The sequence below is a fragment of the Marinospirillum alkaliphilum DSM 21637 genome (assembly GCF_900119735.1).
GTDB lineage: Bacteria > Pseudomonadota > Gammaproteobacteria > Pseudomonadales > Halomonadaceae > Marinospirillum > Marinospirillum alkaliphilum.
Genome location: NZ_FPJW01000009.1, coordinates 106,015 through 126,336, shown reverse-complemented (window position 1 = coordinate 126,336; position 20,322 = coordinate 106,015). Strand labels below are relative to the sequence as shown.

At 55.4% G+C, this 20,322-nt stretch carries 19 protein-coding genes and 2 tRNA genes; 7 read left to right on the top strand and 14 right to left on the bottom strand.

Annotation, left to right across the window (positions count from 1 at the left end):
• Positions 1 to 6: 6 nt before the first annotated feature.
• From prmA to BT114_RS12210, 14 genes are all read right to left on the bottom strand, one after another.
• Positions 7 to 906, bottom strand: a complete 900-nt coding sequence (gene prmA, locus BT114_RS12275; protein WP_072326791.1) for a 50S ribosomal protein L11 methyltransferase — start codon at positions 904 to 906, stop codon at positions 7 to 9.
• A 75-nt stretch (positions 907 to 981) separates the two neighbouring features.
• Positions 982 to 2,322: an acetyl-CoA carboxylase biotin carboxylase subunit gene (accC, locus tag BT114_RS12270; RefSeq protein ID WP_072326790.1), complete on the bottom strand. Its 1,341-nt coding sequence runs from the start codon at positions 2,320 to 2,322 to the stop codon at positions 982 to 984.
• Between the two features lie 60 nt (positions 2,323 to 2,382).
• A complete protein-coding gene (gene accB / locus BT114_RS12265) occupies positions 2,383 to 2,835 on the bottom strand; it encodes an acetyl-CoA carboxylase biotin carboxyl carrier protein (protein ID WP_072326838.1) in 453 nt (150 codons plus the stop codon).
• A gap of 37 nt (positions 2,836 to 2,872) precedes the next feature.
• Positions 2,873 to 3,316 carry a type II 3-dehydroquinate dehydratase gene (aroQ, locus tag BT114_RS12260; protein WP_072326789.1) on the bottom strand — a complete coding sequence of 148 codons (444 nt, stop codon included), beginning with the start codon at positions 3,314 to 3,316 and terminating at the stop codon, positions 2,873 to 2,875.
• Positions 3,317 to 3,557: 241 nt separating this feature from the next.
• A complete protein-coding gene (dsbD, locus tag BT114_RS12255) occupies positions 3,558 to 5,429 on the bottom strand; it encodes a protein-disulfide reductase DsbD (RefSeq protein WP_072326788.1) in 1,872 nt (623 codons plus the stop codon).
• A gap of 149 nt (positions 5,430 to 5,578) precedes the next feature.
• Positions 5,579 to 5,655 (bottom strand) — tRNA-Met (locus BT114_RS12250).
• Positions 5,656 to 5,757: 102 nt separating this feature from the next.
• Complete coding sequence (ychF, locus tag BT114_RS12245) at positions 5,758 to 6,852, bottom strand: redox-regulated ATPase YchF (RefSeq protein ID WP_072326787.1); 1,095 nt, start codon at positions 6,850 to 6,852, stop codon at positions 5,758 to 5,760.
• Between the two features lie 94 nt (positions 6,853 to 6,946).
• Positions 6,947 to 7,531, bottom strand: coding sequence for an aminoacyl-tRNA hydrolase (gene pth / locus BT114_RS12240; protein ID WP_072326786.1), 585 nt, complete (start codon positions 7,529 to 7,531; stop codon positions 6,947 to 6,949).
• A gap of 106 nt (positions 7,532 to 7,637) precedes the next feature.
• Complete coding sequence (locus BT114_RS12235) at positions 7,638 to 8,246, bottom strand: 50S ribosomal protein L25/general stress protein Ctc (RefSeq protein WP_072326785.1); 609 nt, start codon at positions 8,244 to 8,246, stop codon at positions 7,638 to 7,640.
• Between the two features lie 120 nt (positions 8,247 to 8,366).
• Positions 8,367 to 9,311, bottom strand: coding sequence for a ribose-phosphate pyrophosphokinase (locus BT114_RS12230; protein WP_177247090.1), 945 nt, complete (start codon positions 9,309 to 9,311; stop codon positions 8,367 to 8,369).
• A gap of 86 nt (positions 9,312 to 9,397) precedes the next feature.
• A tRNA-Gln gene (locus BT114_RS12225) sits at positions 9,398 to 9,472 on the bottom strand.
• Positions 9,473 to 9,506: 34 nt separating this feature from the next.
• A complete protein-coding gene (gene ispE / locus BT114_RS12220; protein ID WP_072326784.1) occupies positions 9,507 to 10,394 on the bottom strand; it encodes a 4-(cytidine 5'-diphospho)-2-C-methyl-D-erythritol kinase in 888 nt (295 codons plus the stop codon).
• A gap of 3 nt (positions 10,395 to 10,397) precedes the next feature.
• A complete protein-coding gene (lolB, locus tag BT114_RS12215; RefSeq protein ID WP_084662236.1) occupies positions 10,398 to 10,991 on the bottom strand; it encodes a lipoprotein insertase outer membrane protein LolB in 594 nt (197 codons plus the stop codon).
• Positions 10,988 to 12,784 carry a tetratricopeptide repeat protein gene (locus BT114_RS12210; protein ID WP_072326783.1) on the bottom strand — a complete coding sequence of 599 codons (1,797 nt, stop codon included), beginning with the start codon at positions 12,782 to 12,784 and terminating at the stop codon, positions 10,988 to 10,990. The genes lolB and BT114_RS12210 overlap by 4 nt, the downstream gene beginning before the upstream one ends.
• Positions 12,785 to 12,954: 170 nt before the next feature.
• Here BT114_RS12210 and hemA point away from each other — a divergent pair, with 170 nt between their 5' ends.
• The 7 genes from hemA to BT114_RS12175 all read left to right on the top strand — a co-directional run bounded on the left by hemA (position 12,955) and on the right by BT114_RS12175 (position 20,301).
• Positions 12,955 to 14,250, top strand: coding sequence for a glutamyl-tRNA reductase (gene hemA, locus BT114_RS12205; RefSeq protein ID WP_072326782.1), 1,296 nt, complete (start codon positions 12,955 to 12,957; stop codon positions 14,248 to 14,250).
• Between the two features lie 16 nt (positions 14,251 to 14,266).
• Positions 14,267 to 15,352, top strand: coding sequence for a peptide chain release factor 1 (prfA, locus tag BT114_RS12200; RefSeq protein ID WP_072326835.1), 1,086 nt, complete (start codon positions 14,267 to 14,269; stop codon positions 15,350 to 15,352).
• A complete protein-coding gene (gene prmC, locus BT114_RS12195) occupies positions 15,345 to 16,193 on the top strand; it encodes a peptide chain release factor N(5)-glutamine methyltransferase (RefSeq protein WP_072326781.1) in 849 nt (282 codons plus the stop codon). The genes prfA and prmC overlap by 8 nt, the downstream gene beginning before the upstream one ends.
• Before the next feature lie 129 nt (positions 16,194 to 16,322).
• Complete coding sequence (gene lrp, locus BT114_RS12190) at positions 16,323 to 16,829, top strand: leucine-responsive transcriptional regulator Lrp (protein WP_072326780.1); 507 nt, start codon at positions 16,323 to 16,325, stop codon at positions 16,827 to 16,829.
• Positions 16,829 to 17,590, top strand: a complete 762-nt coding sequence (locus BT114_RS12185; RefSeq protein WP_342715828.1) for a HesA/MoeB/ThiF family protein — start codon at positions 16,829 to 16,831, stop codon at positions 17,588 to 17,590. The genes lrp and BT114_RS12185 overlap by 1 nt, the downstream gene beginning before the upstream one ends.
• A 40-nt stretch (positions 17,591 to 17,630) precedes the next feature.
• Positions 17,631 to 18,542: a DMT family transporter gene (locus BT114_RS12180; RefSeq protein ID WP_072326779.1), complete on the top strand. Its 912-nt coding sequence runs from the start codon at positions 17,631 to 17,633 to the stop codon at positions 18,540 to 18,542.
• Between the two features lie 79 nt (positions 18,543 to 18,621).
• Positions 18,622 to 20,301, top strand: a complete 1,680-nt coding sequence (locus BT114_RS12175) for a ShlB/FhaC/HecB family hemolysin secretion/activation protein (protein WP_177247089.1) — start codon at positions 18,622 to 18,624, stop codon at positions 20,299 to 20,301.
• Positions 20,302 to 20,322: the final 21 nt, after the last annotated feature.

Below are 20,322 nucleotides of genomic sequence, written 5' to 3'. Positions count from 1 at the left end.
TCGGATTCAGTCCTCTCTACGGCGCCCGGTGATGCGCACCCAGCCATCACGCTCGGTCACGGCATCCAGATCAAAGTCTGGGCGGTAGGCCGCAGCGACCTGTTCGGCCTGGTGGGAAAGAATACCAGACAAGGCCAGTAAACCACCGGGGCGAACATAACCAGAGAGGGTTGCAGCCAGGCTGATCAGTGGTCCGGCCAGAATATTGGCCACTAACACATCACAGCTCAGCTCGGGGCAGTGTTCCGGGAAATAAACCGGAAAACGTGCCGGGTTCAGACCATTGCGTTCGGCATTCTGCTGGCTGGCCTGCAGTGCCTGTGGGTCAATATCAATGCCCCAGGCCTGGTCGGCACCTAGCAACAGTCCGGCAATACCGAGAATGCCAGAGCCACACCCAAAATCAAGTAGTGTTTTGTGTTTCAGATCAAGGCCATCCAGCCATTCCAGACACAAGGCAGTGGTGGGATGGGTGCCAGTACCAAAGGCCAGGCCAGGGTCAAGAATCAGGTTTACAGCTTCGGGCTCAGGTGGCTGATGCCAGCTGGGAACCACCCATAGGCGCTGTCCCATACGGATGGGATGAAAACTGTCCATCCATTCGCGCACCCAGTCCTTGTCTTCCAGTATCTCGATCTGCAATGCAGGAACCGGTTGTTCCGGCCAGCGTGCCTGCCACTGTTGCTGCAGTTGTTGCAACATGGCCTCGACATCCTGATTGCCATCGTACAGGCCGGTTAATCGGGTGGATTGCCAAAGCGGAGTGGTGCCGCGAATAGGCTCAAACACAGGTTGGTCTTCAGCGTCTGTCAGGGTGATAGCACAGGCACCGGCTTCCAGCAGCCAGTCTTCCAGTTGCTCCGCTTGTTCAGGACGGATCAGGGTCTTGATTTGCAGCCAGGACATAGAGATTCCAGCAGGAGAGTTCAGAGTGCGGGGTAGTTAAAAACTTGAGCCATCCTTGGCTCGATGGAGTGGAACTCAGAGACTGAGTTTCTTTTCCAGATAATGGATGTTGACGCCACCTTTCTGGAAGTGGGTGTCACGAACCAGGTCCTTGTGCAGATCGGTGTTGGTTTTGATGCCTTCCACCAGCAGCTCATCCAGAGAGCCGCGCATACGGGTCAGGGCCGCTTCACGATCCACGCCCCAGGTGATCAGCTTGCCGATCAGTGAGTCGTAGTGTGGAGGCACGGAATAACCGCTGTAAATGTGGGAGTCCATGCGTACACCCAGTCCACCGGGGGCGTGGAACATGGTGATCTTGCCGGGTGATGGCATGAAGGTGCGCGGATCCTCAGCATTGATGCGGCACTCAAAAGCATGACCCATGATCTGGATGTTTTCCTGGCGCAGACGCAGTGGCTGGCCGGAAGCAATCATCAGCTGTTCTTTAACAATGTCCACGCCGGTCACCATTTCAGTCACCGGGTGCTCCACCTGAACACGGGTGTTCATTTCGATGAAGTAGAAACGGCCATCCTCGTAGAGGAATTCAAAAGTGCCGGCACCACGGTAGTTGATGGTTTTACAGGCTTCCACACAAGATTTCAGCACTTCACGGCGGGCAGCTTCATCCAGCAGTGGGGCAGGTGCCTCTTCGATCACCTTCTGATGGCGACGCTGCAGGGAGCAATCACGATCATAAAGGTGTACGGCGTTGCCCTGACCATCAGCCAGTACCTGAACTTCCACGTGGCGTGGATTTTCCAGGAATTTTTCCATGTACACGGTGCCATCACCAAAAGCCGCTTTGGCTTCGGTTTTGGTCACGTGAACGGCATTCAGCAGTGCACCTTCTGTGTGTACCACGCGCATGCCGCGACCACCGCCACCGGCAGCAGCCTTGATGATGACTGGCAGACCAATACGACGCGCAATGGCCAGAATCTTGTCGCCATCATCCGGCAGTGGGCCATCAGAACCGGGAACGGTGGGTACACCGGCTTTTTTCATGGCGGCAATGGCGGAAACCTTGTCGCCCATCAGGCGGATGGTGTCGGCTTTAGGGCCGATAAAAACAAAACCGGAGCGCTCCACCTGTTCGGCAAAGTCAGCGTTTTCTGCCAGAAAGCCATAACCGGGGTGGATGGCGGTGGCATCAGTGACTTCACAGGCGGCAATCAGTGCCGGGATGTTCAGGTAAGACTGGGCCGATGCCGCCGGGCCAATGCATACAGCTTCATCGGCAAGGCGAACATGCATCAGATCCCGGTCGGCCTTGGAGTGTACGGCAACCGTTTTGATGCCCAGTTCGCGGCAGGCGCGCAGGATGCGCAGAGCAATTTCGCCGCGGTTGGCAATGACAACTTTCTCAAGCATGCTTGTCCCTCATGGCGGTGCCGCAGCACCGCAGCATTGAAGTGGTTGGAGAGCGGGTGATTACACCAGCAGGATCAGAGGCTGATCAAACTCAACCGGCTGACCGTCTTCAACCAGAATGGCTTCAACCACACCATCCTTGTCGGCTTCGATCTGGTTCATCATTTTCATCGCTTCAACGATGCAGATGGTGTCACCTTTTTTCACTGCCTTGCCGACTTCAACAAAGGCGCTGGCGCCCGGAGCCGGTGAGCGGTAGAAAGTACCGACCATCGGAGATTTGACTTGGTGACCACTGACAGCAGCAGGAGCAGCTTCAGCAACTGGTGCGGCCGCGGCCGCAGCAGGTGCAGCAGCAACTGGAGCAGGTGCAGCATAGGTCTGGTAAACAGGTGCTGCGGTAGTGGAGTGACGGCTGATGCGAACCGCTTCTTCACCTTCCTTGATCTCGATTTCGCTGATGTTGGACTCTTCCAGCAGTTCGATGAGTTTTTTGACTTTACGAATATCCATGATTTTCTCTGACAGATGGTTGTAAGTGAGTGGTTCGTTATTGTTCATTCAGGCGGCGGTCTGCTGCCTGTAGAGCCAGGTTATAGCCCTGGGAACCCAGGCCGCAGATCACGCCAACGGCCAGGTCGGAAAAATAGGAGTGCTGGCGGAAGGCTTCCCGCGCATGCACATTCGACAGATGAATTTCAATGAAGGGAATGGCCACACCGGCCAGTGCATCGCGCAGGGCGACACTGGTATGGGTGAAGGCTGCCGGATTGATCAGGATGAAATCCACCTGTTCACGAAAAGCCTGATGAACCCGTTCAACCAACTGATGTTCGGCATTGCTCTGGAAACATTGCAGTTCAATGCCCAGTTCCAGTGCCTGGAGTTGCAGGTTGGCATGAATTGCATCAAGGGTTTCGTGGCCGTAAATGTGCGGCTCACGCTGTCCCAGCAAATTCAGGTTTGGACCCTGCAACAGTAAGATTTTTTTCATCAGTGGCTTCAGGCAAAATGTCAGGTTTCAGGGTGGTGCAAGTGCCATCAAAATGCAAACAAAAGCGGCGAAAATGCCGATGTTGACTCGTAAAAAACCGGCCAACAGCTTGTAGTGGCAGCAGCGGGTGTGAAGTTTGCCTAAAGTCGAACTTCTTGTCTAGTTTTAGTCTGTTTATCTTTGTTTTCTGCGATCTTAAACGGTCGTTTTAAGAAAATGGCCGCAAGTCATGTTGCTGACTTCAGTGCTGAGCCTGATTAAAGGCCTGCAGGTGACGCAAGAGTTCACGGGCACCGACTTCTCCCTGCAGTCGCCAATCTGTCCACTCCTGCCCCTGAACAAAAAACATCAGGGTGGGGGGGCCAAATAGTTGGTGTTCGTCCAGCCAGCTGCGCACTTCCGGTGAAATACGCGTCAGGTCCAGTTTGTAACGATTGATGCCACGTAGCTCCTGCTGGATGTCGCTGCGGGGAAATACCCGACTTTCCATCACCTTGCAGGAGATGCACCAGTCAGCATACAGGTCAACCAGTACTGGCTGCTCGGAACTGGCCAGCAGGCTTTTTAATTCATCCAGTTGCTGAATGCGCGGCACATCCGCAAGAGGTTGCAGTTGTGGCTGGTTTTTACTGCCAATTCCGGCCAGTGGCTGCAGTGGATTGCTGTTGCCAGCCAGGGCACCCAGCAACAGGCTGGCGCCATAAAGTAGCAGGGCCAGGCCGGCGCTGAGGCGAAGTTTCTGCCAGCCACCGGCAGCGCGGAAGTTCAGTCCGCCGATGAACACACCGCTACCCAGTGCCAGCAGACCCCAGAGTGCCATGGATAGTGATGCGGGCAGCAGGCGTTCAACCAGCCACACCGCCACCACCAGCATCAACAGGCCAAACAAAGCCTTGACCTGGTTCATCCAGGCACCGGCTCTGGGCAGCCAGTGAGCACCAAAAGTACCGGTCAGGATCAGTGGCACCCCCATGCCCAAGCCCATCGCAAACAGCGCCATGGCCCCTGTGGCGGCATTGCCGGTGCTGGCAATGAAGGCCAGTGCACCAGCCAGCGGTGCTGTCAGGCAGGGTGAAACCACCAGGGTTGACAAGGCACCCATGCCAGCCACATTCATTAAAGTGCCGCCACGCGGCTGTTGCAGTTGCTGTAAACGATCATCCAGCCAGCGCGGCAGGCGCAGTTCCCAGGCGCCAAACAAGGCCAGTGCCAACAGCACAAACAGCAGCGCAAAAGGCACCAGCAACCAGGGCGATTGCAAGGCTGCCTGCAGGTTGAGCCCGGCACCAAATAGCCCCATCACTGCACCCAGCAGGGCATAGGTCAGTGCCATGCCGCTGACGTAGGCAGAAGAAAGTAACAGTCCGCGGGTTTTGCTGGGTGTGACGTTCTGCCCGCCCTTGCCAATGATGATGGCACTGAGGATCGGCAGCATGGGTAGTACACAAGGCGTGAAGGTCAGGCCCAGACCGGCCACAAAAAACAGCCCCAGGATCAGCCAGGTTTCACCCGAGTTGAGAATCTGTGTCAGGCGGCTGCCGCTGGAGGGTGGCGGGGCAATCTGACGAGGGGCTTCCGGCAGGCGTGGTGCAGCGCTGGTGTCCAGTTGTTGCAGGCTGACCGTGCGGGTAATGCGTTGTGGTGGGTAACAAAGTCCGGCTTCAGCACAGCCTTGATAAGCAAGGGTGAGTTCCAGTTCTGCAAGGCTGGTTTCGCCGCTCAGTAAGCCAGCCAGTTCCACCTGCTGGTAATAAACTTCGGTTTTGCCAAAATAATCATCTTCATGGCTGACTGAGGGTGGGAAGTCAATGCGGACTAGGGTCAGGCCAGTGTTTTCCGGTAACTGAATGTTCAGTTGTTCACGGTAGAGGTAATAGCCGGGTTCGATCTGCCAGCGCACAAACACCTGGCTGCCATCAACCCTTGCCTGTGCCTGAAAGGCTTGTTCAGGCGGTAAAAAACGAGGCTGACTGTTACTGCTGTTGCTCAGCCAGGAGCTGAAGCGATTGCTGTTACCTGAGTCAAACAGGCTGGATGCCTGGGCGCTGGCAAAAGTGAAAAACAGCAGAAGAAGCAGCAGGGAGTGGCGCAGTCGGGCGGGTATCTGGAGCATGCCGAAGGGGTCCAATGGGTTTGCAGTGGTTTTTCAGACCGACAGGTTTGTCGGAGGTTCCATTGATGCTGGAAAGACCGGGATTGTAACGCGAAACACTGCTGACGGGCAGGACTGACTGGACACTTGCGGACTGCTGCTGGAAGCCGTGGTGGCTATGCCCTGACTCGAACAGGGGACCCCATCATTATGAGTGATGTGCTCTAACCAACTGAGCTACATAGCCATTTCGGAAATCCTTGCGCAGCGGCGGCGCAAAGTGGGCGGGATTCTAGGCCTGACAGCCGAAGCTGTCAAGCCTGTTGCCAAAACACCCGGATGCAGTGGCTTAAACGTTAAAGCGGAAGTGCATCACATCGCCATCCTTGATGATGTAGTCCTTGCCTTCCAGGCGCCACTTGCCGGCTTCTTTGGCGCCTTGTTCACCGTTGAACTGTACAAAGTCTTCATAGGCAATCACTTCGGCACGAATGAAGCCCTTCTGGAAGTCGGTGTGAATCACACCGGCACCTTCGGGTGCTGTGGCTCCTTTTTTCACGGTCCAGGCGCGAACTTCCTTCACCCCGGCGGTGAAGTAGGTTTGCAGCCCCAGCAGTTCATAGCCGGCACGTATCACCCGGTTCAGGCCGGGTTCTTCCAGGCCCATGCTGTCCAGGAACATGGCTTTTTCTTCCGGGTCGTCCAGCTCGGCAATTTCGGCTTCAATCTTGTTGCACACCGGCACCACCACGGCTTCTTCTTCGGCGGCAATAGCACGCACCACATCCAGGTGTGGATTGTTTTCAAAGCCTTCTTCATTGACGTTGGCAATGTACATGGTGGGTTTCAGGGTCAGGAAACCGTAGCTTTTCAGCAGTTTTTTCTCGTCTTCGTTCAGGCCGAAGCTGCGCAGGGGTTTGCCTTCTGATACATGAGGCAGAATGCGCTCAAGGATGTCCTTCTGGGCAATGGCTTCTTTGTCACCGCCCTTGGCCAGTCGGCCCAGCTTCTGGATGCCTTTTTCCACTGAATCCAGGTCAGCCAGCGCCAGTTCCATGTTAATGATTTCGATGTCGTTTCGCGGATCCACGCGGTTGGCAACGTGAATCACGTTGTCATCTTCAAAGCAACGCACCACGTGGGCAATGGCGTGAGTTTCACGGATGTTGGCCAGAAACTTGTTACCCAGACCTTCCCCCTTGGAGGCACCGGCGACCAGGCCGGCGATGTCCACAAACTCCATGGTGGTTGGAATCACCTTTTCCGGTTTCACGATGCCAGCTAACACATCCAGGCGTGGGTCGGGCATGGGCACAATGCCGGTATTGGGTTCGATGGTGCAGAAGGGGAAGTTTTCTGCATCAATGCCAGACTGGGTCAGGGCGTTGAACAGGGTGGATTTGCCGACGTTGGGCAGGCCGACGATGCCGCAGTTAAAACCCATGAGGTTGGTTCCTTCGTGAAAACAGGTGGAAAAAGTTTGTGGGCATTCTAAAGAAAAATGGCTCGGCTGTAAGCTCTGGTGTTATCCGGGGCTGTCAGGCCTTGAAGGCATGCAGATGATTCATGGCTGCGGTCAGGTTGCCAGCCAGGATCTTGTCGAGATACCGCTCGGTTTCATCCAGGGCAGCATTAATGCTTAGCTGTTCATTTTCTGGTGCTTTGCCCAGTACATAACCGGTCACTTGTGAGGCATTGCCGGGGTGCCCAATACCGATGCGCAGCCGATGAAACTCACGGTTGTTACCCAGTGCACTGATGGTGTCGCGCAGACCATTGTGCCCACCATGACCACCACCCTTTTTCAGGCGTACGGTACCCGGTGCCAGATCCAGTTCATCATGAGCCACCAGAATGGCTTCTGGTTCAATCTTGTAAAAACCGGCCAGTGCTGCAATGGCCTGGCCACTGCGATTCATGTAGGTGGTTGGAATCAGCAGGTGCAGCGGGTGACCGTGTAGATTGATCTGTGCATGCAGGCCATGAAACTTGCCTGGTTTAAGACTGCTGCCGGTGTGTTGTGCCAGTTGTTCAACCAGCCAGGCACCGGCGTTGTGACGGGTGCGTGCATACTCTGCGCCAGGGTTGCCGAGGCCAACGATGAGCTTGATGGATGCTGTCATGACTCTTGGTCCGTCAGATCGGGTCGGTTATCAGATCAATAGAAGCGAAAAACCCAGGCCACTCGGGGGAGTGTCCTGGGTCTGAATCCGCTTTAAGCTGGATGGCTTATTCAGCGGTTTCTTCAGCGCTGTCACCGCCTTTCTTGGCGTGAACGCTGACAACACCAGTGTCACCACCGTGTTCCAGGGCAACAATGCTGGCGCCTTTTGGCAGTTTCAGGTCAGACAGGTGAATGGTCTGGCCTACTTCCAGGTTGCTCAGGTCAATGTCGATAGACTGTGGCAGGTCCTGCGGCAGGGCAGAAACTTCGATGTCATTCAGCAGGTGCTGGATCTGGCCGCCTTGCTGCTTCACGCCAACACAGGCTTCTTCGTTCAGGAAGTGCAGGGGTACATGAACGCTGACCTTGTGAGTGCTGTCAACACGCTGGAAATCGATGTGCATCACCACCGGCTTGAAGGGGTGACGCTGCATGTCCTTCATGATGACTTGCTGAGCCTTGCCGTCGATGTTCAGGTTCAGGATGGAAGTGTAGATGGCTTCTTCCAGTTCCAGAACGCGGTAGAACTCACGCTGCTCAAGAGCGATGCTCAGCGGGGCTGCTTCGCCACCGTAGACGATTGCCGGAATGTACTTGTTTTCACGACGCAGGCGGCGGCTCGCACCTTTACCCAGGTCATTACGTACAGTGGCTTCAAAAGTAAATTGTGTCATTGACTTGTCCTCATGGACTGCTTGATAAAAGAAAGAACAGGTGTCCGCGACCAGAGCACCTGCTTTTCACGTTTTCCCGGTTGGGAAGTCTTTTTTCAGTGGCTGTTGGTTGATCCGGGATCAACGGAACATGGCACTGATGGACTCTTCGTTGCTGACGCGGCGTACCGCTTCAGCAAGGAGCCCGGAAATGGTCAACTGGCGGATACGGCCACAAGCCAGTGCTTCTTTGCTCAATGGAATGGTGTCAGTCACAATCAGCTCGTCCAGTACCGATTTGGACAGGTTATTGATGGCTGCACCAGACAATACCGCGTGAGTGGAGTAGGCCACCACGCGTTTGGCACCCCGGTTTTTCAGGGCTTCTGCTGCTTTACACAGGGTTCCGGCAGTATCCACCATGTCATCCACCAGAATACAGGTGCGGCCTTCGATATCACCGATGATGTGCATCACCTGGGCCTGGTTGGCTTGTGGGCGACGCTTGTCGATGATGGCCAGGTCGGTGTCATTCAGTTCCTTGGCGATGGCACGGGCACGAACCACGCCACCCACGTCTGGAGAAACCACCACCATGTCTTCATAATTCTGGCGCTCAATGTCATCCAATAGGATTGGAGAGCCATAAATGTTATCCACTGGTACATCGAAGAAGCCCTGAATCTGATCAGCATGCAGATCCATGGTCATCACACGATTAACACCAGCAGCACACATCATGTCAGCAATCACCTTGGCAGAAATCGGCACACGGGCAGAGCGCACGCGGCGATCCTGTCGGGCATAACCAAAGTAGGGGATGACTGCAGTGATGCGATGGGCGGAAGCGCGACGCAGTGCGTCCACCATCAGAATCAGCTCCATCAGGTTGTCGTTGGTGGGTGCGCAGGTGGACTGGATGACAAATACATCCTTGCCGCGCACATTTTCGTTCAGCTCGATGGCAATTTCACCGTCACTGAACTGACCGACTGTGGCGTCGCCCATGCGGATATCGAGACATTCAACGACCTTGCGGCCCAGCTCCGGGTTGGCATTACCGGAAAACACCATCAAGTTGGACACGAATTCACCTTGGTTACAGAGGCCTGACGGAGGATGGGCAGCTAGTGCGGCCCTGAAAGACAAGTATTGCAAATAACAAAATCAAGTGGCTGGGGTGGGAGGACTCGAACCCCCGAATGGCTGGACCAAAACCAGCTGCCTTACCGCTTGGCGACACCCCAAACTTGACGGGCGGGGATTATAACGGAGGGCGTTTTAAATGTGAACCTTTGAATTGATCTGCACCTGCAGCGCCCGGTGAGCGGGTGAAAGATTGCAGCGCTGTGTCAGCCAGCCGCGTATGGGGCTACCCGCCAGCTGTGAGGGAAGTTGTTGTAACAGGGCTTCAGCACTGTGTGGATCGGGCATCAGGGTGTAGATGCAGGCACCACTGCCGGTCAGAAAGGCTGGGCAGTCAGCTGCTTTAAGCCAGTCAAAAACGGCCTGGACGGGTGGGTAAAGTTGTCGCACCAGGGCTTCGAAGTCATTGCTGCCCAGTTGGGCCAGGGCCTGGGTTGCAGTGATTGCGGGTGTGTTGCGGGGCAGGTCAGCATGACTGAATAACTGGCCAGTGTTGCAGTGACAACCAGGATGGATCAGTAATAAGGTGCCTTCATCCAGAGGGCAGTGGCTGAGCTCTTCTCCGACACCTTCCGCCCAGGCGGATTCACCAAAAATAAACACCGGCACATCGGCGCCCAGTGTCAGTGCCAGGTGGATCAATTGTTCGCGGGGCAGGTTGAGTTGCCACAGGTGGTTCAAGGCCAGCAGGGTGGTGGCGGCATCGGAGCTGCCCGCACCCAGACCACCACCCATCGGCAGGTTTTTCTGCAGTTGAATGGTGCAGCCCAGTTGGCTGTTGGCACGCAAAGGGGCCAGTAACCGGGCGGCTTTCAAAACCAGATTATCTTCATCAGGAACACCGGGCAGCGCGGTTTCCAGAGCTATCAGCCCCTGGTCATTCGGGGTGAAACGAAGTTGGTCTGCAAGCTCAAGAAACTGAAACAGGGTTTGCAGCCTGTGATAACCATCCGGGCGACGCCCGGTGATGTGCAGCAGTCGATTGATCTTGGCCGGTGCCGGCAGGGTCAGAGAGTCATGCATGAATCACTGCTCCGGCAGCAGCTGCCAGGCGCTGACAGAAAGGCGCAGTTGCATGTTGCCGTTTTCAGCAATCAGCAGTGAAGGCAGCTGATAACCATCCACTTCGCTGAAGCGCCGCCATTCAATTTGCCAGCCATTTTGCTGGATGCGTTGGTCATCCAGCACCAGCACCTGGCCGGGAGCAGGCAGGCCCCGCATCCAGTAAATCAGGTTGGATAAGGGGAAGCTCCAGCCCAGGCCTTGTTGCATCAGTTGTTCCGGGCTGGCTGCCTGCAGCAGTTGACCGTCAGAGGTGACCAGAGACACCAGGAAAGGCTGGCCTTCCAGGCGGGCGCTGCCCTGACCGAGTGGGCCGAGGATTTGCAGCTGGTAGTGGTAACCCTGCTGTTGCCAGTCAAGGCTGGCTGAATGACTGCCGCGTCCGTCATTCACGGCAATGCGGCCCTGGGCCCGCCAGTGCCAGAGTTCTGCATTGGGTTCCAGTGAAGTGTTATCAGGAATAATGAGGGATTTGCTGGCACAACCGCTGAGCCCCAGCAGCAGGCTCAGGAGGAAAACAGGTAAAAGGCGGCTGGCGGCTGGCATCTTTAATTTCATTTGGGGCGAATATCCGGTCTTCGTTCCAGCAGGCGGTTGATATTGGGTGTCGGCTGATCACTTTGCAAGTGTCTGCCCAGCAGTTGCAGGGCCTCATCACGATGGCCCAGTTCCCAGAGGGTTTCTGCCAGGTGAGCGGCAATTTCTTCATCTGGCAGGCGTGCATAGGCTTCTTCCAGGTATTCCCTAGCTTCTTCGTGGCGGCCCAGTCGGAACAGTGCCCAGCCCAGTGAGTCCAGGATCTCCGGTGCTTCACTGTCCAGGGCGTGGGCTTTCTGGATCAGCAGCAGCCCTTCATTAATCCGGTCAGTACGATCCACCAGCGTGTAACCCAGTGCATTAAGGGCCATGGCACTGTTGGGTTCTATTTCCAGCAGCAGGCGCAGGTCAATTTCCATTTCTGCCAGATCATTCATCTGGTAGTTCAGCATGGCGCGTGAATAAAGCAGTTGAGGTGAATCCTGGTACTCTGGTAACAGGGCGCGACCGCCATCAATCCAATCCAGCGCAGATCGGTAATCACCCTGCTGGCGCAACAGTTGTTCACCTAGCAGTGTTAACTGGATATTGAGTTCCGGTGCTTGTTGTCGGCGTTTATCCAGCAGTGCCAGGGCACTCATCCACTGATTACGATCCAGCAATAAGCGCACACTGGCGCGGGTGGCATCCAGCAGGGGTTGCCCTGCTGTGACCTGGGCATAGTGGTCCAGTGCCACGTCTGGCTCATTATCCCTTTCTGCCAGTTGTCCCAGATGCAGCCAGACCTGATCGGATAGCAGCGGGTGGTCTGTCAGTTGTTCCAGGGTGGCGCGGGCGGCGGTGTATTGTCCGGTTTCAATCTGGATGCGGGCGAGTGCCAGGCGAATTTGTGGATTGTCGGGCTGCAGGCTGATGATGTGATCAAAGGTCTGTTCAGCTGCTGTCAGTTGCCCGGCTTTTAATTGGGTGCGAGCCAGCTCCAGCCACAGACGAACTTCTTCCGGGTTGTTGTTGATGGCGGTACGCAAGATCTTTTCTGCGCCCTGGCTATCTCCTGCTTCTCGCAACAGACGGGCTTGCAGTTGCAGTGCCCGCACATTCCCGGGCTCGAGTTCAAGTGCCTGCTGCAAGTGGTGCTGGGTAGACTGGGCATCACCCAGCTCCTCGCTCAGCAGTGCCAGTGCCAGCTGCAGGTCGCTGGAGGGAATTTCGCGTTGATTGCTTTCTGCCAGCATCAGCTGGTAGAGATCACTGATGACGGGGTTGTTGCTTTCAACCAGGTGTCCGGCCAGCAGGGTGTAATTGCTTTCGCTACTCAGGCGTTCATAACGCAGCAGGTGCTCAAAGGCATCCAGGTATTGTTCCTGTTGCAACAATAATCCTGCAGCAGTGCGCTGGGCATCCGGGTTATCCGGTGAGCCGGTTGCCCAGATGATGGCTGCATCCAGCGCTGCCTGAGGCTGCTGGGCAAACTGGGCAATCCAGGTGGCGCGTTCGGCAATTAACGGGTGTTGGGTTTCCAGTGTCAGCGCAAGGTAGATATCCAGCGCAAAACCCAGATCACTGCGTTGTCCCGCCAGTTCTGCTGCCAGCAAGTGAAAGACCAGGTAAGCATTTAAACCTTCGACTTCAGGTAAAACGCTATCCGTTGGATGAATTTGCTGCATACGAGCGCCCAAGGCAATCGGCAGGGGTGGTAATGCCGTTTCAGCCGGACGAGGTTCAGGGGTGGTGCTGCAGGCGATTAATAGCAGTGTCAGTGGCAGGGCCATAAATGGCCGGTACAACCACTGGAGCGGGCGAAGGCTTTGCATTATTCGGACATACCTGTACTTTTTATATGTGCTATCATAGCCTGCCTGTGATCTGTCGCCCGGTGTTTTCTGTAAGCAGTTGTTCTGACTGGGCGATTTTTTGTTTCCCCGATCCCTGAGGGCGGAATGAATTCCTGGAGTGACGTTTGACGGTGCCAGCAGTACAGCCAATGCGTTTTTTAGCTCTCGGCATTAACCACAAGACGGCACCGGTTGCGATGCGCGAACGGGTGGCCTTTACTCCAGCTCAATTGGAGGCTGCCAGCCTGCAACTGAGAAACCATGAGAGTATCAAAGAAGCCGCCATCCTATCCACCTGTAATCGCACCGAAATCTACACTCTGGTGGAAGCCGGCGACGCTCGTCCGCTGCTCAGCTGGCTGAGTGAATTTCATCGTCTGCCGTTGGAAGATGTCGCTCGTTACAGTTACATCCACGAAGATCAGGCGGCCATTGCTCACATCATGCGAGTGGCCAGTGGTCTGGATTCGATGATTCTGGGTGAACCGCAGATTCTCGGGCAGATCAAAGATGCCTATGACGCCGCCAAAAAAGAAAACCTGCTGGGTTCGGGCCTGGAGCAGCTGTTCCAGCAGGTGTTTGCCACCGCCAAACGGGTGCGTACCGAAACAGCCATTGGTGCCAATCCGGTTTCAGTGGCCTATGCCGCAGTCAGTCTTGCGCAACGAATTTTTGCCGATTTGAAAACCAGCCAGGCACTGTTGATCGGTGCCGGTGAAACCATTGAACTGGTGGCCCGCCATCTGAAAAATGCCGGTGTGCAGAAGATGGTGATAGCCAACCGCACGGTGGAACGTGCTCAGGCACTGGCTGATGAAATGCAGGGCACAGCAGTGGCTCTGAACGAAATTCCCCATCAGCTGGAAAAAGCGGACATCGTGATCAGCTCCACCGCTGCCCCCCTGCCGATTCTTGGCAAGGGCATGGTGGAACGTGCTTTGAAAGTGCGCCGCCACAAACCCATTTTCATGGTGGATATTGCTGTCCCGCGTGACATTGAACCCCAGGTGGGTGATCTGGATGACATCTTCCTGTTCACGGTGGATGACCTGCAGGAAGTCATTGAAGAAAACATGGCTGCCCGGCGCGAGGCTGCCGAGCAGGCCGAAGCTTTGATCACCACCAGTGTGCAGGAGTTTCTGCGTAACCTGCGGGTGCGTGATGCCGGTCGCATGATCCGTGATTTCCGCCATCACGCCCAGCAACTGGCAGATGCCGAAATGCTGCTGGCGATGAGCCAACTGGACCAGGGGCAGGACCCGCGTGAAGTGATGCAGAAGCTTTGTCGTAGCCTGACCAACAAGTGGTTGCATCATCCGACATTAAAAATCCGCCAGGCCTCGGCAGAAAATCGTACCGATCTGCTGGATGCTGCTGTTCAGCTGTTGAATCTGGATGGTGGCGGTGAGTCTCACCCCGAAAAACAAAACTCTGATCCTTCCTGAAGGCTGCTGCAACCCGATGAAACCCTCGATTCAATCCAGGCTGGAACAGCTTGCTGACCGGTTTGAAGAGCTGTCGGCACTCTTGTCTGACCCTGAAACCCTGTCCAGTCAGGAGCGTTTTCGTAACTATTCACGCGAATATGCCGAGCTGGAGCCTGTGGTGCAAGGCTGGCAGCAGTATCGTCAGGTTCAGGATGATCTGCAGGCCGCAGAGCTGATGGCCGCTGATGAAGATCCGGACATGCGCGAAATGGCGCGGGAAGAGCTGGTCAGTCTGAAAGCGCAGTTAGAGCCGCTGGAACTGGAACTGCAACGCCTGCTGTTACCGCGTGATCCCAACGACAGTCGCAACATTTATCTGGAAGTGCGCGCCGGAACCGGTGGTGATGAAGCGGCACTGTTTGCCGGTGACCTGTTTCGCATGTACAGCCGTTATGCGGAAAGCAAGGGCTGGCAGGTGGAAGTGCTGAGTGCCAGTCACGGGGAAATGGGGGGCTACAAGGAGATCATTTCCCGCATCAGTGGCCGCGATGTTTATTCCCACCTGAAATTTGAGTCCGGTGCCCACCGGGTACAGCGGGTGCCTGCCACCGAATCCCAGGGGCGCATTCACACTTCGGCCTGTACCGTGGCAGTGATGCCGGAAGCGGATGAGGTGGGTGAGGTGGACATCAATCCTGCTGACCTGAAAGTGGATACCTTTCGTTCTTCCGGTGCCGGTGGACAGCACGTCAACACCACCGACTCGGCGATTCGCATCACTCACCTGCCCAGCGGGCTGGTGGTGGAGTGTCAGGAAGAGCGTTCACAACACAAGAACCGCGCCAAAGCCATGGCGCTGCTGGCCAGTCGTCTGAAACAACAGATCGAAGATGCTGCACACAAAAGCCAGTCGGATGCCCGGCGTCTGCTGGTCGGCAGCGGTGACCGTTCCGAACGCATCCGCACCTACAATTTTCCGCAGGGACGGGTCACCGATCATCGCATCAACCTGACCCTCTACAAGCTGGATGAAATCATCACCGGTGATCTGGAAGAGGTGGTTTCAGCACTGGCACAGGAACAGCAGACCGAACTGCTGGCGCGGTTGGGTGATGCCTGAAATCACCCTGGCTGCCTGGTTGCAGCAGGCTACCAACCGTTTGCAACAGGCGAGTGTGGAAGCCGCGCGCCATGAAGCCCAGTGTTTACTGAGCTGGGCGCTGGATAAAAACACCGCATTTTTTCATGCCCGCCCGGAATTTTTGCTGAATGCCACTCAACAGCAGCAACTGGCGGAAGGGTTGCAGCGCCGCCTGACTGGTGAGCCGCTGGCCTGGATTCTGGGGCAGTGGGAGTTCTGGGGCTTGCCGCTGCAGGTTTCACCGGCCACGTTGATTCCCCGTGCGGACACCGAATGCCTGGTCGAGCTGGCGTTGCAGGTCTGTGAACTGCCGCAAGCACGGGTGCTGGACCTGGGAACCGGTACCGGTGCAGTGGCGCTGGCTCTGAAAAAAGAACGCCCCGACTGGCAGGTGGATGCCGTGGATTTTCAGCCGGATGCCGTGAAGCTGGCGCAGGCCAATGCACAGCGGCTGGGTTTGGATATCCGGGTCTGGCAGTCCGACTGGTGGCAGCAGGTGCCAGCGGGGCAATATGATCTGTTGGTCAGCAACCCGCCTTACATCCATCCGGATGATCCGCACCTGAGTCAGGGTGATCTGCGTTATGAACCGACTTCAGCACTGGTTGGTGGGCAGGATGGACTGGATGCTTACCGTGCTCTGTTAAATCCTGTTCAGCAGCGGCTGACCCCCGGTGGTTATCTTTTGGTCGAACATGGTTATGACCAGGCTGCAGCGGTGGCAGCACTTTTTTCCCGTGCAGGCCTTGTGGGCATTCAGCTGCAGCAGGATCTGGCCGGTCAGCCCCGGGTCACGCTGGGACGTCGACCTGCTGCGTAAAAAGTCTTTTTGCCTGTGGTAAATCCAACTTCAACATGATAAAAAACCATATCGAAGCAGCGATTCGGGATAATCGTCTGCATCGAATCAGGCCCAATGCGAATAAAATAATAAAAGGCTGCATCCATCATGAAAAACAACAAGTCCCGTTCACTGGACAAGATTGACCTGAAAATCCTGCAGGCCCTGCAGGAAAACGCCCGCATCTCCTACGTTGATCTGGCCAACAAGGTTGGTCTCTCCACCACGCCCTGCCTTGAACGTGTCAAGCGACTGGAGCGCAACGGCATCATCAAGGGCTACAAGGCGATCCTGAACCCCAAATACCTGCGTGCCAATCTGCTGGTGTTTGTGGAAATCAGTCTGGAAACCCAGTCTCCGACCGTATTTGATGAATTCCGCAAAGCCGTGGCCAAACTGCCACAGATTCAGGAGTGTCATCTGGTATCCGGGCAGTTTGATTACGTATTAAAATGCCGCATTCCGGAAATGAGTGCTTATCGCCAGTTGCTGGGTGATGTGGTGCTGAGTCTGCCGGGTGTGAAGGAATCCAAGAGTTATGTGGTGATGGAGGAAGTGAAGGAAGACACTTCGCTCTATGTGCCTGAATTGCATGAGTTTGAACAGGACTGCTGATGACGTTGATGAATGATCAGGATCTGCTGCGCTACAGTCGCCAGCTGTTGTTGCCGGAAATGGATGTAGCCGGGCAGGAAAGACTGTTAAGCAGCAAGGTGCTGATCATCGGACTGGGCGGGCTGGGTTCTCCGGTTGCCCTGTATCTGGCTGCGGCAGGTGTGGGTGAACTGCATCTGGCGGACCATGACCAGGTGGATCTGTCCAACCTGCAGCGTCAGATTGCCCACCAGCAAAGCAGCATCGGGCAGCTCAAGGTGGAGTCTGCCCGGGAACGCCTGCAACAGATCAATCCGTCCACAAAAATCATCACCCATCCCTGCAAGCTGGAAGGTGAAGCGCTGCTGAATGCGGTGGCTGCGGTGGATCTGGTGTGTGACTGCTCAGATCGTTTTTCCACCCGTTTTGCCGTTAACCGTGCCTGTCAGCAACTGAAAAAACCGCTGGTGTCCGGTGCCGCCATACGTTTTTCCGGCCAGTTGGCGGTGTTTGATGCACGACGCCCCGACAGCCCCTGTTATGCCTGCATTTATGACGAGGCGGCTCAGGATGAAGAGCTGCGCTGCTCGGAAAACGGTGTGCTGGCCCCGCTGGTAGGGGTGATCGGTAGCCTGCAGGCCGTGGAAAGCCTTAAACTGCTGGCGCAGTGTGGTGAACCGGCGATTGGCAAACTTTTGACCTATGATGCACTGCGAGCTGAAATGCGCACCCTGAAACTGCAGAAAGATGCTGCCTGCAGCTGTTGTTCTTCTTCATACTAGCGTTTAGACTCGCCGGTCTGTTTTGCTGATCCGGTGCTGCATGACTCAATCCCTGCTTCAATTTTTTGCTTCTCCCTGGTTGGTGCGGGTGGCACCCTGGTTATTTGTGCTGCTGTGGAGCACCGGATTCATCAGTGCCAAATACGGCCTGCCCTACAGTGAACCCTTTGCCTTTCTGGCCTGGCGGATGTTTTTTAATCTGCTGTGTTTTGCTCTGTTGCTAAAACTCTTTGCGGTGTCCCTGCCGCGCAGCCCACGCTTGTGGGGGCAGCAGTTACTGGCCGGGGCGCTGATTCACGGCGCTTACCTGGGCGGCGTGTTTTCTGCCATTGAAGCCGGTATTCCGGCAGGACTCACCGCCCTGCTGGTGGGGCTGCAGCCGCTGCTGACCGGTTTTCTGGTGTACCTCTTGTGGCAACAGCGTTTAAGCCTGCGCCAGTGGCTGGGCCTGTTGCTGGGGTTGGCCGGGGTGTTGCTGGTATTGCAACAGACCTCCGGTATGGACCTGGAAGGCATCACCATCACCTGGACAGGGTTGGGCTGGGTATTGCTGGCATTGCTGGGCATTACCCTGGGTACGGTCTACCAGAAAAACGCCTGTGACCCCCAGCCCCTGTTGGCCGCCTCGTTTATTCAATACGCCGGGTGTTTTGTACTGATGCTGGTTGGGGTCTGGATCAAAGATGAGAGCGCCGTGGAATGGCACCCGGATTTCATTCTGGCGCTGGCCTGGTCGGTACTGGTGTTGTCAGTGGGTGCCATCCTGCTGCTGTTGCTGATGATCCGGGCCGGTGAATCCACCCGCACCGCCAGCTATTTTTACCTGGTGCCGCCGTTAACGGCTCTGGAAGCCTGGTTATTGTTTGATGAACGCATGACCCTGCTGGCGCTGGTGGGCATGATCATCACCGTGTTTGGCGTCTACTGGGCCAACCGGGCAGTGCGTACATAAAGTTTCATTAATAATACAGACGAAATGAGCGGCCGGTTGCATTATCTGCATCAGTGCAATCTTAATGGATCTATTCGGCATGGAACGCTCCCATCTATTTATTTTCAGCTTCTTTCTGCTGGTGTTGCTGCAGCTCCCTGTCGCAACACTTGCCGACTCCGAGTTCCTCCGTCTTGAGGAGCGTGAGCGTGAAAGACGACGTAGCCTGGAGGAAACTCCGGATGTGCGTCTTGAAACACAAACCTTGCCAGAATCAGGGCTGCCATCCAATGAAACACCCTGCTTTGCGCTTCACAGGGTCAGCATAACCGGAAAAAATGCAGATTATTTTTCCTGGGCAGCCAGACCGGCACAGCAGCTACTGGATGATCACCCGGAACTGTGCATTGGTGCTTCTGGAATCAATGAGTTACTCAGGCGTACCCAGAACAGTGTCATCAGCCGTGGCTATACTACGACCCGAATGGTGATTGCGCCCCAGGATCTGAACAAGGGCGTACTTGAAATCACCGTCATACCCGGAAGGGTAGAGCAGGTAAGGGTCACTGATACTACCTCACCGAGAGTAACACTGGCGAATGCGCTCCCCCTTGGCAGTGGAGACCTGCTTAATCTGCGCGCCATGGAGCAAGGCCTTGAAAATCTTCAGCGGGTTCCTACTGCTAATGCAAACATTACCATAACGCCAGGTGAACAAACCGGTGGTAGTGATCTGGTTGTGGATTGGCAGCAGCGTTTTCCACTCAGAGTCCATTTGAGCCTGGATGATTCTGGCAGCCGTTCAACCGGCAAGTATCAGGGTAATGCAACCTTGTCCTGGGATAACCCGCTGACGCTCAATGACCTCTTTTATGTCAGTAAAGGCAAGGATCTGGGTGGTGGTGAAAAAGGCAAGCGAGGCACTGAAAATCAGTCCGTACACTACTCAATTCCCTGGCATTACTGGCTGTTCAGTATCAATGCCAGTGAAAGTGAATATTATCAGGAAATTTTCGGTGCTTACGAAAGCTATATCTATTCCGGGGAAAGCCAAAATATTAATGCCGGTGTATCCAGGCTGATTTATCGGGATAGTTTGAGCCGACTAACCTTCAGCCTGGACGGCTGGATCCGCCGCTCCAGGAACTTCATCAATGATACAGAAATCACTCTGCAGAAACGCAATATGGCCGGTTGGGAGGCTGGGACAGCCTATCGTCGTTTTGTTGGCCAGGGTTCTGTGGACTGGAATCTGAAATACAAGAAGGGGACAGGTGCGTTTGGTGCGCTAAAGGCACCTGAAGAAGACTACCGGGCTGGTTCATCACGGCCGGAAATCATTTCTTCCAACCTGAACTACCAGACTCCCCTGAGATTTCTGAACAGACCCATGCATTACTCACTTTCCATCAGAAACCAGTGGAATCGAACACATCTGGTTGGACAGGATTTTTTTTCCATTGGTGGTCGCTATACCGTCCGAGGGTTTGATGGTGAACGTAGTCTTGCGTCTGAACGGGGGTGGCTCACACGTAACGACCTTACGCTACCGCTTGGACAAACCCGGCAGAGTCTTTATATCGGATTGGATTACGGCAGGGTCAATGGTCCTTCTGCTACAGAATTAACAAGTAAACATCTTACTGGAGCTGCTTTCGGCCTGAAGGGACAGCAGCGTTTTTTGAACTATGACTTTTTCAGTGGCACACCGCTGAGCAAGCCCAGTGGTTTTGAAGCATCAGACGTTGTATTTGGTTTTAACCTGAGCGCCAGCTTTTAACAGGATTTGGAGGGCAGCAAA